The sequence below is a fragment of the Trinickia sp. Y13 genome, assembly GCF_029522115.1.
In the GTDB taxonomy this organism is placed as follows: Bacteria; Pseudomonadota; Gammaproteobacteria; order Burkholderiales; family Burkholderiaceae; genus Trinickia.
In genome coordinates this window covers 64,877-77,914 of the sequence record NZ_JAKWFK010000008.1, presented here as the reverse complement: position 1 = coordinate 77,914, position 13,038 = coordinate 64,877, and the positions used below count along the sequence as shown (strand labels likewise).

The following is a 13,038-nucleotide window of genomic DNA, read 5'->3' as shown; positions in this document are numbered from 1 at the left end:
GTCTTGCCCCCCTTTCTCCGCCCCCCGCTTAAGCTCAACGTTCACTAAGGGGATCGGTTTTGCGGTGACAAACTTGGCGATCAGCGTTACCGCAGTGCGCCTACCGCTGGAGCAAAACCATATACCGCAGCACATCCTCCGTCCGCCCCATGCACACAAGCTGCTCGGCCGTTTTGTACCCGAACTCCGACAACGGCTCGTTCCGGTACCAGAACAGCGCTTGCTTCACACACCCTTGCACGTCCGTCGCCGCGCGAATCACCCGCAACGCCTCGCGCAAAAACCGCTGCACGCTCTCCGACGCGGGCATCCGGCTCAGCGTGTTGCGATGTACGCCCGCCTGTTTTGCGAGCGTCTGTAGGTCGATATGCAATGCATCGGAAAAACGCCGCGCCGAAACGATGGGCGCTGCGAACGCGGGATCGCGCAGCGATGTCATGAATTGCTCGAAGCTCACGCCCTGCTCGATGTCATCAATCACAACCGTCGAGTTCATCTACCGTCCCTCGCTTCCTTTGTGCGCCATGCAGCGCAAACAGACCGGAGCATCTCTCGCGCAAGCGAATGCACGAGAGACGCTCCCTCAACTCAAGACGCGCCGCCCGCGCCCGCTTGCGCGCGAGCGGCACACCGCATCACCGCTTGGCAACCTGCTGCGTATCGGCCGGCTTGGGATCGCCCCAGCCGCCGCCAAGCGCGCGAATGAGACTGACCGTCGCCACCGCCTGCGCACCGGCCAACTGGCTCGCCTGACGTTGCGCCAACAACACCGTGCGCTGGCTATCGAGCACGTCGAGATAGTTGACCTGCCCTTCGCGATACTGCGCTTCAGACAGATGCTGCGCACGCGCCGCCGCGTTGACCGCGTCGTTTTGCGCCTTGATCTGATCGTCGAGCAATCGCAGATCGGCCAGGCTATCTTCGACTTCGCGGAACGCGTTGAGCACCTGCTGACGGTAGTTCGCCACTTGCTCGTCGTATTGCGCCCTCGCCCGCGTCAGATCAGCCTTGCGGCGGCCGCCGTCGAAGATCGGCAGCGTCAGTGCGGTACCCGCGAATGGCCCCAGCAAGAACGTGCGGCTCGACCAGTTGAACAGCTGGCTCAAGCCGGACGCCTCATAGCCGAACGCCCCCGTGATATCGAGCTGCGGAAAGAACGCCGATTTGGCCAGCCCCACGCGAGCATTCGCGGCGGCCATCGCCCGCTCGGCAGCGGCGATATCGGGCCGGCGTTCGAGCAGTGAGGACGGCAACCCGGCCGGCACGCGCGCGAGCACGCGTTCGAGCGGCTGCTGCGAAAACGAAAACTCCGCGGGCGGCTTGCCGAGCAACACGGCGAGCGCGTGTTCCGACGCGGCGCGCTGCCGAGCAATGCCTGCTGCGTCGGCCTTCGCACTCGCGAGCGAATTGGTCGCTTGCTGAAGATCGAGCTCGCTGACTTCACCGGCGTCGTAGCGATGCTTGACGAGCTTGAGCCCTTCTTCGCGCAACGTCACCGTGCGGCGATACAGGTCTTGCTCCGCGTCGAGCTCGCGCAACGAGAAGTAGTTCGATGCGACATCGGCCTGCAACGCCAACTGCACGGAGCGGAACAGTGCTTCGCTCTGCTGCGAATCGGCGCGGCTAGCGGCGACGTTATCGCTCACGCGGCCGAACAAAGGCGCCTCGTACGATACTGTCGACTGCGCACGCCATAGCGTGACGGGAGGCACGTACGCGTTCTGCGGCAGCCCTTGCGAAGCCGGCGATGAGCGCTCGCGCGTCGGACCGAAACCCACGCCGAGTTCGGGGAACCAAGCCGAACGGGCGGCGTCGAGCCCCGCGCGCGACTCGCGCACGCGCGCGGCGGCCGCCTTCAAATCTTGATTCGCCGATAGCGCTTCGTCTTCGAGCTTGTTCAGCGTCTCATCGTTGAAAATCGTCCACCATTGGCCGCGCTGCATCGCTTCCGATGGCTGCGCACTCTTCCACGTGCCCGCTTCGGAAGCGGGCAGCGGCGCTTCCTTGAACGCCTGCGGGGTATCGACATCGGGCCGTTTGTAAGTCGGCCCCACCGAGCAGGCCGCCACCAGCGTCATCAACAGACTGCCCGCCAACACCCGCAGCGCCAGGCGTTTCGCGCTTTTGTCACGCGCGCTTGCGGCAACCGAATCCATTCGTTTCATTGTTTTTCCTCTAAGCCTCAAGCATCCGACAGCGCGGGTTCGTCGACGTCCGTGTCTTTCTTCGAGTCCTTGCCCGCGACGTGGATCGTGCCACCGGCCAGCTTGCGCAGCACGACGTAGAACACCGGCGTCAACATCAGGCCGAACAGCGTGACGCCCAGCATCCCGAAGAACACGGCGATACCCATCGCATGACGCATTTCAGAGCCGGCGCCCGTCGATAGCACGAGCGGCACGACGCCCATGATGAATGCGATCGACGTCATCAAGATCGGACGCAGTCGCAGCCGGCTCGCTTCGATCGCGGCCGCGATCGGCGTACGGCCATCGTGCTCCAACTCACGCGCGAACTCGACGATCAGAATCGCGTTCTTGGACGCCAATCCCACCAGCACCATCAAGCCGATCTGCGTGAAGATGTTGTTGTCGCCACGCAGCAGCCACACCCCCGTTAGCGCGGACAGCACGCTCATCGGCACGATCAAAATGACCGCAAGCGGCAACGTCAAGCTCTCGTACAACGCGGCAAGCACGAGGAACACGAGCAGCACGCTGATCGGGAACACCCAGATCGCCGAATTGCCGGCCAGCACCTGCTGATACGTCAGGTCGGTCCATTCGAAGCTCACGCCGCGCGGCAGCGTTTCCTTGGCGATGCGCGCGATCGCGTTCTGCGCTTGATCCGACGAGTAGCCCGGCGCCGGGCCGCCGTTGATGTCGGCCGCCGTATAGCCGTTGTAGCGAACCACCATCTCGGGACCGAACGTGGGCGACACCTTCACGACCGACGAGAGCGGCACCATCTCGCCCGCGGCGTTGCGCGTCTTCAACTGCAAGATATCGTCCGGGTGCGCGCGGAACGGCGCATCGGCTTGCACGCGCACCTGATAAACGCGGCCGAAACGGTTGAAGTCGTTCACATACAGCGAGCCCAGATAGATCTGCATCGTATTGAAGATGTCGGTCACCGACACGCCGAGCTGCTTGGCTTTCACCCGGTCGAGATCGACGTTCAACTGCGGCACGTTGATCTGGTAGCTCGTGAACAGCGGGCCGAGCTCGGGCGCTTCGTGCGCGCGCTTGATGAACGCCTGCGTCGCTTCGTCGAGCTGCGCATAGCCGAGCGCACCGCGATCTTCCAGCTGCAGCTTGAACCCTCCGAGCGTGCCCAGGCCGAGCACGGGCGGCGGCGGGAACACTGCCACGAATGCACCTTTGATGCCCGCGTACTTTTGGTTCAACGCGCCTGCAATGGCCCCGGCCGACAACGCCCTCGAACCGCGATCCTTGAAGGGCTTGAGCGTCACGAACACGATGCCCGCGCTCGAGCTGTTCGTGAAGCCGTTCACCGACAAGCCGGGGAACGCCACCGCATGCTCGACGCCCGGTTGCTTCATCGCCATGTCGCCCATTTCACGGATGATGCCCTCCGTCCGATCGAGCGTGGCCCCGTTCGGCAACTGCGCGAACGCGATCAGATACTCCTTGTCTTGCGCCGGCACGAAGCCGCCCGGCACGACGTGCGTGACGAGCAAAGTCGCGCCTACGAGCACCGCATAGACGCCGAGCATCAGCGATTTGCGGCCGAGCACGCGCGTCACGCCGCGGCCATACGACTGCGAGCCGCGCTTGAACACCTTGTTGAACTGCCTGAAGAATCCGCCGAGCACGCGGTCCATCGCGCGCGTGAGCCAATCTTTGGGCGCATCGTGCCCGCGTAGCAAGATCGCGCACAGCGCCGGCGACAGCGTCAACGAGTTGAATGCGGAGATCACCGTCGAGATCGCGATCGTCATCGCGAATTGCTTATAGAACTGGCCGGTCAATCCGCTCATGAACGCAAGCGGCACGAACACGGCAACCAGTGTCAACGCAATGGCGATGATCGGCCCGCTCACCTCTCGCATCGCCCGATAGGTGGCGGCCCTCGCACTCAAGCCCGCCGAGATGTTGCGCTCGACGTTTTCGACCACGACGATCGCATCGTCGACCACGATACCGATGGCAAGCACCATCCCGAACAGCGACAACGCATTGATCGAGAATCCGAATGCGAGCAGCAGCGAGAACGTCCCGACGATCGACACCGGCACCGCGACGAGCGGAATGATCGATGCACGCCACGTCTGCAAGAACACGATCACGACGATGACGACCAGCGTGATCGCTTCAAGCAGCGTATGGATTACCGCTTCGATGCTCGAGCGCACGAACTGCGTCGGATCGTAGACGATGTCGTAGTCCACGCCGGCCGGGAAATCCTTCTTCAGCTCGGCCATGTCTTTGCGCACTTGATCGGAGATCGCGAGCGAATTGGCGCCAGGCTGCTGATTGATACCGAGCGCGACGGCCGGCTTGTTGTCGAGCAACGAGCGCAGACCGTACTCGGATGCGGCCAACTCCACGCGCGCGACGTCACGCAAATACGTCACGCCGCCGTCGGGAGAGCTTTTGATGACGATGGCGCCGAACTGCGATTCGGTCTGCAAGCGGCCGCGCGCATTCACCGACAATTGCAGCGGCACGTCCGGCGAGGACGGCGAGCCGCCGATCACGCCAGCCGCCACTTGCACGTTCTGCTCGCGAATGGCGCTGACGACGTCGTTCGCCGTCAAGTTGCGCTCAGCCAGCTTGTTCGGATCGAGCCAGATCCGCATCGCGTAGTCGCCCGCGCCCCACAACTGCACTTGGCCGACGCCCGCGATACGCTCGAGCCGGTCCTTGACGTTGAGCAACGCGTAGTTGCGCAGATACGTCATGTCGTAGCGGTTGTCCGGCGAGATCAAGTGGACGACCATCGTCAACGTAGGCGAGCTCTTGATCGTCGTCACGCCGAGACGTTGCACGTCGTCCGGCAGGCGCGGCATCGCTTGCGACACGCGGTTCTGCACGAGTTGCTGCGCCTTGTCGGGGTCGGTTCCCAGCTTGAACGTGACGGTCAACGTCATGTTGCCGTCGCTGTTCGCCTGCGCCTGCATGTAGAGCATGTTCTCGACGCCGTTGATCTGCTCTTCGAGCGGCGAGGCCACGGTCTCGGCGATCACCTTCGGATTCGCGCCCGGATACTGGGCGTGAACGATGACCGAGGGCGGCACCACTTCGGGGTATTCGGAGATCGGCAGCTGAAACAGCGAAATGACGCCGGCCAGCAGGATCAGGACCGACAACACCCCCGCGAAGATAGGTCGGTCGATGAAAAATTTTGAAATGTTCATGTGGCGTTCTGAGTGTGCTTTGAGTCGAAGCTAAAGCTCAGGAATTCGTCGATTGGGCCGCGCCTGCCTGGCCCGCATCGGCGCTCGCGCTACCATTGCTGGACGGATCGTCGGTCATCGGCACCATGTGCGCACGCACCGTTTGGCCCGGACGTACGCGCTGCACGCCATTCACGACGATGCGCTCGTCGGCCGAGAGCCCGGCCGTGATCACGCGCAAGTTGCCGTGCAATGCACCGAGCTTGACCTCGCGGTACGCCACGGCGCCCTTCTTGTCGACGACGAGCACGTACTTCTTGTCCTGATCCGTGCCGATGGCGGCTTCGTCGATCAGCAGCGCGGGATGCGGCTGCCCGCCGCCCACCTTGACGCGCGCGTAAAGGCCGGGCACCAAGGTGCCGTCCGGGTTGTCGAAGCGCGCACGCACGCGAATGGTGCCCGACGACGTATCGAGCCGGTTGTCGACCGAGGCGATCGCGCCCTTGCGCGAGTAGCCGGTTTCGTTCGCCAGTCCCAGTTCCACCGGCACGTTCACCCCGCTCCGGGCACGGCCGATGTATTGCAGATACGTCTGCTCGTCGACGTCGAACGACGCGTAGATCGGCGAAACCGAGACGAGCGTCGTCAACGGCGCCGCATTCGCGCCTGCCGACACGACGTTGCCAACTGTGATCTCAGCTCGGGAAACGCGTCCCGCCACTGGCGCGACGATCCTCGTATAGCCGAGATTGATCTGCGCGGCTTCGAGCGCTGCTTGCGCCGCCTTCACGTCCGCAGCCGCACCGAGGGCATTGTTCTGCTTTTCATCGTAGTCGCGCTTGGCGATCGCGTTGTCCGCCATCAGACGCTGCGCGCGTTGCCAATCGGTCTGCGCGTAGCTCTCGCGCGCCTTGGCCGCGGCGAGCTGAGCTTTCGCGCGATCGACTTCGGCCGCGTACGGACGCGGGTCGATCACGAACAGCGTTTGGCCTTTCTTGACGAGCGCGCCGTCTTTGAAGTCGACCGACACGATCGTGCCCGAGACTTGCGGGCGGACGTCCACTCTATCGACGGCTTCGAGACGGCCCGAATAGCTTTGCCAATCGGTGACGGTCTTGTTCAGGACCGAGGCGACATCGACCTCGGGCGCCATCGGCGCGGCTTGCGCGGGCGCGCTGGCGTTGACGCGAATCGCGCTGAACGCACCGATGCCGGCCACCGCAGCCACGGCAAGGACGGCGTAGGCGATGCGAGTACGAGAAAGAGACTTCTTTGGCATGACGAGGCTCCGGTGTGGTGTTGTTGTATGACGTTTCTGGTCAACCGATCGTGACAGCGCGCGGTTCGAGGTGACGCTCGAAGAAGCGCGCGGCGTCTTGCAAAGCTTGCGGATCGTACGCGATCCGCTCATGTGTTGCATTTGAGTAGCGCATAACCTGCGTCGGCACGCCGGCGCCGATCAGGCGAGCGGCGTAGGTTTCCGCTTCGACGTGCAGCACGTCGTTGCGCGCCGTCGCGATGAAAGCCGGCGGCAACCCCGCGAGCCGCCTCGATTCGAGCGGCGCGGCGTAGGGATGCAACCGTTGCGACGCTTGCGGCAGGTAGGCGCGGTAGCTCGCCAGACACTGACGCGGCGTGATGTCGGACGCCACTTGGCGCTCGTCGGCTAGGCACGTCATGCTCGGATCGAGCATTGGGCTGAACAGCGCTTGCGCCGCGATGCCCACGTCGCCGCGATCTCGTGCGACGAATGCGAGACCGTTGGCGATATGCCCGCCCGCGCAATGCCCTGCCACCAACAGCCGCTTGCCGTCGCCGCCGATCGCCCGGCCCGACCCGTCCACCCAGCGGGCTGCGCGGTAGGCGTCCTCGAGCGCTGCGGGAAACGGATGCTTCGGCGCGAGCGAATAGCCTACGGATATGACCAATACCGATAGATGTTCCGCAAAATAGCGTGCCGCAAATTCGGCATCGTCCAGCGAACCGCTAACGAAAGCGCCACCATGAAAATAAAGCATGACCGGCAATGAGCGTACACCGGCCCGGCGATAAAGCCGCAGCGGTATATTGCTCTCATATCCGGCAATCCGGACCTCATTGACCTCGAGCGGATCCGTGCCCCAAGGCGATCCCGCGGAAATCCCACGGGAATGCGTAGTTCGCATGATCGAACGCGCAAAGCGCGACAGTTTCAGAATGATGCGAATTGTGCGTTCGGCAGACTCGGCGATAAATGCCTATAATCCGGCAACACAATTCACCGCGCCCGAACAATTGTTCTCATTACTTGGGACAGTCGGCGGGAGTATTCCGGAGAACGACGATGGATCGGCTTCAGGCCATGCAGGTCTTCACGCGTGTGGTCGACACGAACAGCTTCACGAAGGCTGCGGAAACGCTCGACCTGCCGCGCGCGTCCGTTACCACGATCATCCAGAACCTCGAAGCGTACCTGGGCGTACGGCTCATGCACCGCACGACACGGCGGCTGAGCCTCACGCCCGATGGCGCCGCTTATTATGAACGCTGCGTGCGCATTTTGGCGGACGTCGACGAAACCGAAAGCAGCCTGCAGAACGGCAGCAAGAAGCCTCACGGCAAGTTGCGCGTCGACATGCCCGGCGCGCTCGGGCGCACGGTCGTCATTCCCGGGCTCTGCGAATTCCATCAGCGCTACCCCGATATCGACCTGCAGCTCGGTTTCTCCGATCGCCCCGTCGACTTGCTGCAGGAGGGCGTGGACTGCGTGGTGCGCGTCGGCGCGTTGGCCGATTCTTCGCTGGTCGCGCGCCGCATCGGTTTGTTCGAGGGCGTGACTTGCGCCGCCCCCGACTATCTCGCGCGCGCGGGCGAGCCGCAGACCATCGATGAATTGGGCCAGTACCAAGCGGTCAATTACTTTTCGAGCAGAACGGGCCGGATCATCAACTTCGACTTTCTCGTCGACGGCAAGGAAGTCGAGGTGAAGATGCCCGGCTCCGTGTCCGTCAACGACGCCGAGGCTTATGTGACCTGCGCCCTCGAAGGCTTCGGCCTGATCCAAGCGCCGCTGTTCATGGTCCTGCCGCATTTGCGCTCCGGTGCGCTCAAGGAAGTGCTGCCCGCGTGGAAACCGCTGCCGATGCCGATTTCGGCGGTCTACCCGCACAGCCGCCATCTCTCGCCGAAGGTGCGCGTTTTCGTCGACTGGATCGCCGAGGTGTTCGACCGCTGCCCGTTGCTGAGCGGCCGTCAAAGCCTCGATACCCCTTGCAGCAAGCGCACCCTCGAGGAACGCGAAAGCGCCCCGGCGCTCGACACGCCCGTTCTCACGGAGTGGGTGGTGTGAGGTCGACGGCGCCGATTGTTTTGCCGCACCGACAAATCATTTCGTCAAATTCGGGTTTATCCTGATTCCGCCTGAGCCTACATTTGCTTCTGTCGCGACGCCGATCATCGGCGCCGCACCCAACAAGACAGGAGCAAATCATGAAGCGCACTCTCGCAGCAGCACTTTTCGTTTCCCTCTTCGCCAGCACGGCCGCATTTGCCGATGGCGGCATCGGCCACAACGGCTCGTATCAAGATCAATCGTGGCTCGGCACCAGCACGAAAACCCGTGATCAAGTTCGCGCGGAACTCGTCGCTGCCCGGCAAGACGGCACGTTGCCGTCGCTGAACAAGCAAAGCTATCCGAGCTTGAGCCTCGAAGGTCAAACGCAAGCGGCCCGCGTGGCACAGCGCGAGGATCGCAATGCCGGCGTCGATCTCGCCCGCGCCGGTGAATAATTAGCAGTCCTAACTTAAAGGGATCCTATATGTTCGACGTATCGCCTTCCGTGCTCGATCATTGGGACAGCGACGCGCCCGTTTGGACGCCGTTTCGGCCGCAGCGGCGCAACGCCGCCGCGGCCGGCGCCCTCAGCGTTGCGGCACGCCGTTGCGCCATTGCCCCCAATGCGTCGCAATTTCCTGCACGAGCGGGTTGCCCGTCGCATACAGGTTCGCGATCGCCAGCGGGAAACCGCCCTGCGCTTGGTAGTTGAGCAGATTGTCAACGCTCGTCTGACCGTCGTACGGACGATCGAAATCCGAACCCGTGCGCAGAACGGCAACGCGCGAGAGGTCCACGCGATGGGCATTGGCCGCGCGAGTCAGCGCCTCGTAGGTTGCGTTGTCTTCCTGCTGGGTGGTGCAGTACGTGCCTTTGCCGTCCGTCATGATTTTGGTCCAATCGCGCGCGCGTTGGCCTAGATCGGTGCCCGAGAACCACGTGTCGCCCGCCAAGGTGTCGCATTGGATCACCGATGGCGGCTGGTTCGCGGGCGCGTAGCTGTACTTCGCTCTGGCCGCCTGCGCCTGCGCGCTGTCGGTCAGCACGACGTTGCGCGAGAGCGCAAAAGCGGCATCGGCCAGCTTCGCGTTCAGTTGGAACACCTCGGTTTTGTAATCGAGCGGCGGTTTTTGCGTCGGGCTCGTCGTATTGATGCCGAGATAACCGGTATTCCATCCCGGCGGGATTTCGCGCCCGTCGAGTTCCCATTGAATGCCGAAATCGACGAGGTATTTCGCCCACGCCGCCGACCCGAGCGTCCCTTGGGCCGGGTCGATACCGGCGATGCCGGCAATCATGAAGTACGTGTGGCGCAGGTCGAAGCGCGGCGAGAATGTCAGGGCCATGGTCGAGGCAGCCGCGTTCGCATGGCCCATGCCGGTGGTCATCACGCAGATGTCTTGCTTGTTGCAATGCACGTCCGGGTAGTCGGGCGAGAGCCCGGCGACGGGAATTGCTTCCCATGGGCCCAGGTGGTCGAGCCAGACTTGTCCTTCCGGCGCGAACATCGAAATGATCATGACCTTCACGTGCCTACCGTGCGCGCCCGATTCGGCAAAGGCGGCGTCGTTATCCTGCGCGACCGAGGCTGTCGTCGCGCAGGCGGTCAGCGCGATCGCGCCGATCGAGGCGATGGTGCGAGTATGCATGGGCACTCCTTGGATTCGTGACTTGTTGGAGAGAACCGCTCGCTGAAGCTGATACCGATACTCCTACTGATGCGAATGCCGGTGCTGCGCGCGTCAGTATAGAGGCGCGCTCATCGCTCGTCATGGGTGAGCCGAAGGCTTCTTGTCGGGTTCGGGACGGCGTGCCTGCGCGCCGTCGTTCGCGCCATCGGTCTGCGCTGCGCTATCTGCGACCGGCTGATGGGCTTCGCCCGGCACCAACACATTGCGCAACGGATTGGCAATGACGATGCCGCGCTCGCGGAAGGTCTCGGCGATGCGCCGGTTGAACTCGCGCTGCGTCGGCCAACGCGCCGTATCGCGGCATTGCATTTGACCCAGCAGCGTGACCATCGAGCCGTCCACCTGATCGACGCCCCAGAAGCTGAAGTCGCCGACGATGCCGTCCTTGAATGCCGGGTCTTCGCGCAAGCCCGCCCCGATCTCGTTCAGCGTACGCACCGCAAGATCGATGTCTTGCCCATAGGCAATGCTTACCTTCACGGCCGCATTGCCGAGCCCGCGGTTCGAATTGCTCACGGTCGACACGGAGCTAAACGGTATGGTGTGCAGCGCACCGTCCCCGCCGCGCAGGCGCACCGTACGAATCGACAAGTATTCGACCGTTCCCGATAGCCCCGCCAGCGTGACCCAATCGCCGACTTGCATGGCGTTTTCCATCAAGAGGAACGTGCCGGTGAGGAAATCCTGCACGACTTTTTGCGCACCCAAGCCGAGCGCTACGCCGAGCACGCTCGCGCCGGCCAATAGCGGCCCGATGTTGACGCCGAGCTCGCTCAAGCCCGTCAAGCCCACGATGAGCCCGATTCCGAACAGCAATGAGGATCGAAGCATCGGCAACAGCGTGCGTAAGCGCGCCGCCCGCATCAGATCCCCGGCGTCGGTCCACCGGTGCAGCCGTCGCTCGATCGACACGTTGATCGATTCCCAGACGAGCAATGCGACCAGCACGGCAATGGCGATCGTCGTGCAAGCCGATGCGACCCGGCGCCCCACGAAGTTGCTCGTGAACGCATGCCAGATGTGGACGTTCCACACCCACAGCACCAGCGAGGCGGCCGTAACGAGGATGGCGAGCCAGATCAAGCGGCGCAGCATGGGGTAGTACCGCTGGGCACGCTGCAACGCGACCGAGGCGGTCCCGCCGTTCTGATTGCCGAACATGCGCCCGAGAATGCCAAACGTGACGATGGCGACGACGCGCGCGCCGATAAGAATCAGCAATGAAAAACCGACGTGCTCGAGCAGCGCTTGGTAGCCGTTGCGCACGTCGAGCGCCCAAATGAACCAAAGCGCCATGACGAGGAATACGGCGAGCGGCGCCCATATGTCGGCCAACCAATTCCCGAAGAAGCGCAGCACGCGCGAAGCGGCGGCTTTCGTTCTCAGCCAGTCCGCCACGGGGCGGCGAATCTGCAAGATCAGCATTGCGATCATCACGTGGCCCGCCAGCGCCACCACCTTCGCGATGCCCAAGTGCGCTTCGGCCGTGAGGCCCAGCGGCACCGGCGTTTCGGCCAGCGCAACGCCGATGCCCAGCACGACCACGAGCCGCAATACCCAGTTTTGCCCGAATGCAGCCCACGCGTCGCCAAGCGGCAGCATGCGCAGCCTCGGCGCATCGTCCGCGAACAGGAACGCGCTCGCCAGCACCACGGCGCGCGCGATGACGTAGATTTCGATCACCGTCTCGACGACATCGGCCTCGGGCGTGCCGTCGTCCGTCAATAACGACATGGCGACGATCGCCACGCCGATGAACGCGGCAAGCGGAATCGCTTCGAGAAACGTACGCAGCAACGCATACGGCAGCCGCTGCAGCACGGACCAATGGCGCCCGGCATGCGCCGCGTCGCGCCCGCTGCGCGCCGCGCGCATCGCATGCTCGTCGATGTTCGCCGCAGGCACGTTCGCGTTGAAATGCCGGACCGTGGAATCGGCCCGGGCATCTGCCCGGGCATTGGCGGAGGCAGCCGGCCCGCTTTCAGCGCCATTGTCCATGCCGGACGCGCGAGGCGGTTCGGCTCCGCCCGTCGCCAACGCTCGAACGCGCTTTCGCAGCAGCCGTGAGCAGAGCCAGCTCACGAGCCAGGCCGGCACGAACGTCGCGGCAAGGGTCCATGCAAGCTGTTCGAGTTGCGCGCGCCCTTCCTTGCTCGTCATTTCGTAGACCCACCACGCGCGAACCGAACGTATATCGAGCAAAGCGGCCGCCGAGTGACGCAATGAGGTGGCGATCGCTCGAATGCCTCGGACGGTCTGGCGAGATACCTGCGAGACGAGCCCGTTCGACGTGATCGCGGCCAAGACGGCAGACGCACCGCTGGCCGGCGCGGCCGCGGGCGCGCTTGCTGCCGGAGGGGTCGCCAATGCGCCCGCTGCTGCGATGGCGCGCAGCGTGTCCTCCATTTGAGCTCGCGATTTGGGGTCGCCAAGCACTTGCAATGCGTGCTTGGCCTGTTCGGGGCTCAGTGCGACGGTGGAAGGATTCGAGACCGGCTCAGCCGCGGCGGGCGTCGACGCCGGCGCCGCCCGAGCGGTAATCGATAGACAAAACAGGAGGAATAAAAGGCCGAGAAACGTGGATTTGCGCATAGATACGTGAGGAAGAAACAGCAACGACGGATCGCGAGCACGGCGTAGAGCCCACCGCTCGCGCGATCCTCATCTGACTTCGT

9 protein-coding genes are annotated in these 13,038 nt (G+C 63.6%); 2 read left to right on the top strand and 7 right to left on the bottom strand.

Features of this window, described 5'->3' with window-relative positions; translation table 11 throughout:
- Positions 1–100: 100 nt before the first annotated feature.
- The 5 genes from MMB74_RS15645 to MMB74_RS15625 form a co-directional block, all read right to left on the bottom strand.
- Positions 101–496 (bottom strand): DUF2384 domain-containing protein, encoded by a 396-nt coding sequence (locus tag MMB74_RS15645; protein ID WP_277429565.1) that lies wholly within the window; start codon positions 494–496, stop codon positions 101–103.
- Between the two features lie 139 nt (positions 497–635).
- Positions 636–2,078: an efflux transporter outer membrane subunit gene (locus MMB74_RS15640; RefSeq protein ID WP_277429758.1), complete on the bottom strand. Its 1,443-nt coding sequence runs from the start codon at positions 2,076–2,078 to the stop codon at positions 636–638.
- 104 nt (positions 2,079–2,182) lie between these two features.
- Positions 2,183–5,380, bottom strand: a complete 3,198-nt coding sequence (locus tag MMB74_RS15635) for an efflux RND transporter permease subunit (protein WP_277429564.1) — start codon at positions 5,378–5,380, stop codon at positions 2,183–2,185.
- A gap of 37 nt (positions 5,381–5,417) precedes the next feature.
- Positions 5,418–6,638 (bottom strand): efflux RND transporter periplasmic adaptor subunit, encoded by a 1,221-nt coding sequence (locus MMB74_RS15630; protein ID WP_277429563.1) that lies wholly within the window; start codon positions 6,636–6,638, stop codon positions 5,418–5,420.
- A 40-nt stretch (positions 6,639–6,678) separates the two neighbouring features.
- Positions 6,679–7,524 carry an alpha/beta hydrolase gene (locus MMB74_RS15625; RefSeq protein WP_277429562.1) on the bottom strand — a complete coding sequence of 282 codons (846 nt, stop codon included), beginning with the start codon at positions 7,522–7,524 and terminating at the stop codon, positions 6,679–6,681.
- A 158-nt stretch (positions 7,525–7,682) separates the two neighbouring features.
- Between MMB74_RS15625 and MMB74_RS15620 the strand changes: the two genes are divergently transcribed.
- Together MMB74_RS15620 and MMB74_RS15615 are read left to right on the top strand one after the other, a co-directional pair.
- Positions 7,683–8,687 (top strand): LysR family transcriptional regulator, encoded by a 1,005-nt coding sequence (locus MMB74_RS15620; RefSeq protein ID WP_277429561.1) that lies wholly within the window; start codon positions 7,683–7,685, stop codon positions 8,685–8,687.
- A 140-nt stretch (positions 8,688–8,827) separates the two neighbouring features.
- The gene (locus MMB74_RS15615) at positions 8,828–9,127 is read left to right on the top strand and encodes a DUF4148 domain-containing protein (protein ID WP_277429560.1); all 300 of its coding nucleotides are present in this window, start codon (positions 8,828–8,830) and stop codon (positions 9,125–9,127) included.
- 132 nt (positions 9,128–9,259) lie between these two features.
- Here the strand turns inward: MMB74_RS15615 and MMB74_RS15610 are convergent, their stop codons facing one another.
- Together MMB74_RS15610 and MMB74_RS15605 are read right to left on the bottom strand one after the other, a co-directional pair.
- The gene (locus MMB74_RS15610) at positions 9,260–10,321 is read right to left on the bottom strand and encodes a purine nucleoside permease (RefSeq protein WP_277429559.1); all 1,062 of its coding nucleotides are present in this window, start codon (positions 10,319–10,321) and stop codon (positions 9,260–9,262) included.
- A gap of 120 nt (positions 10,322–10,441) precedes the next feature.
- On the bottom strand, positions 10,442–12,955 hold the full coding sequence (locus MMB74_RS15605; protein ID WP_277429558.1) for a mechanosensitive ion channel domain-containing protein: 2,514 nt from the start codon (positions 12,953–12,955) through the stop codon (positions 10,442–10,444).
- Positions 12,956–13,038 lie beyond the last annotated feature (83 nt).

Excerpts from the sequence above, each read along its gene's own strand:
- MMB74_RS15605 (WP_277429558.1), bottom strand. The coding sequence starts at position 12,955 with ATGCGCAAATCCACGTTTCTCGGCCTTTTATTCCTCCTGTTTTGTCTA.
- MMB74_RS15620 (WP_277429561.1), top strand. The coding sequence starts at position 7,683 with ATGGATCGGCTTCAGGCCATGCAGGTCTTCACGCGTGTGGTCGACACG.
- MMB74_RS15615 (WP_277429560.1), top strand. The coding sequence starts at position 8,828 with ATGAAGCGCACTCTCGCAGCAGCACTTTTCGTTTCCCTCTTCGCCAGC.
- MMB74_RS15635 (WP_277429564.1), bottom strand. The coding sequence starts at position 5,380 with ATGAACATTTCAAAATTTTTCATCGACCGACCTATCTTCGCGGGGGTG.
- MMB74_RS15630 (WP_277429563.1), bottom strand. The coding sequence starts at position 6,638 with ATGCCAAAGAAGTCTCTTTCTCGTACTCGCATCGCCTACGCCGTCCTT.
- MMB74_RS15610 (WP_277429559.1), bottom strand. The coding sequence starts at position 10,321 with ATGCATACTCGCACCATCGCCTCGATCGGCGCGATCGCGCTGACCGCC.
- MMB74_RS15625 (WP_277429562.1), bottom strand. The coding sequence starts at position 7,524 with ATGCGAACTACGCATTCCCGTGGGATTTCCGCGGGATCGCCTTGGGGC.
- MMB74_RS15640 (WP_277429758.1), bottom strand. The coding sequence starts at position 2,078 with ATGACGCTGGTGGCGGCCTGCTCGGTGGGGCCGACTTACAAACGGCCC.
- MMB74_RS15645 (WP_277429565.1), bottom strand. The coding sequence starts at position 496 with ATGAACTCGACGGTTGTGATTGATGACATCGAGCAGGGCGTGAGCTTC.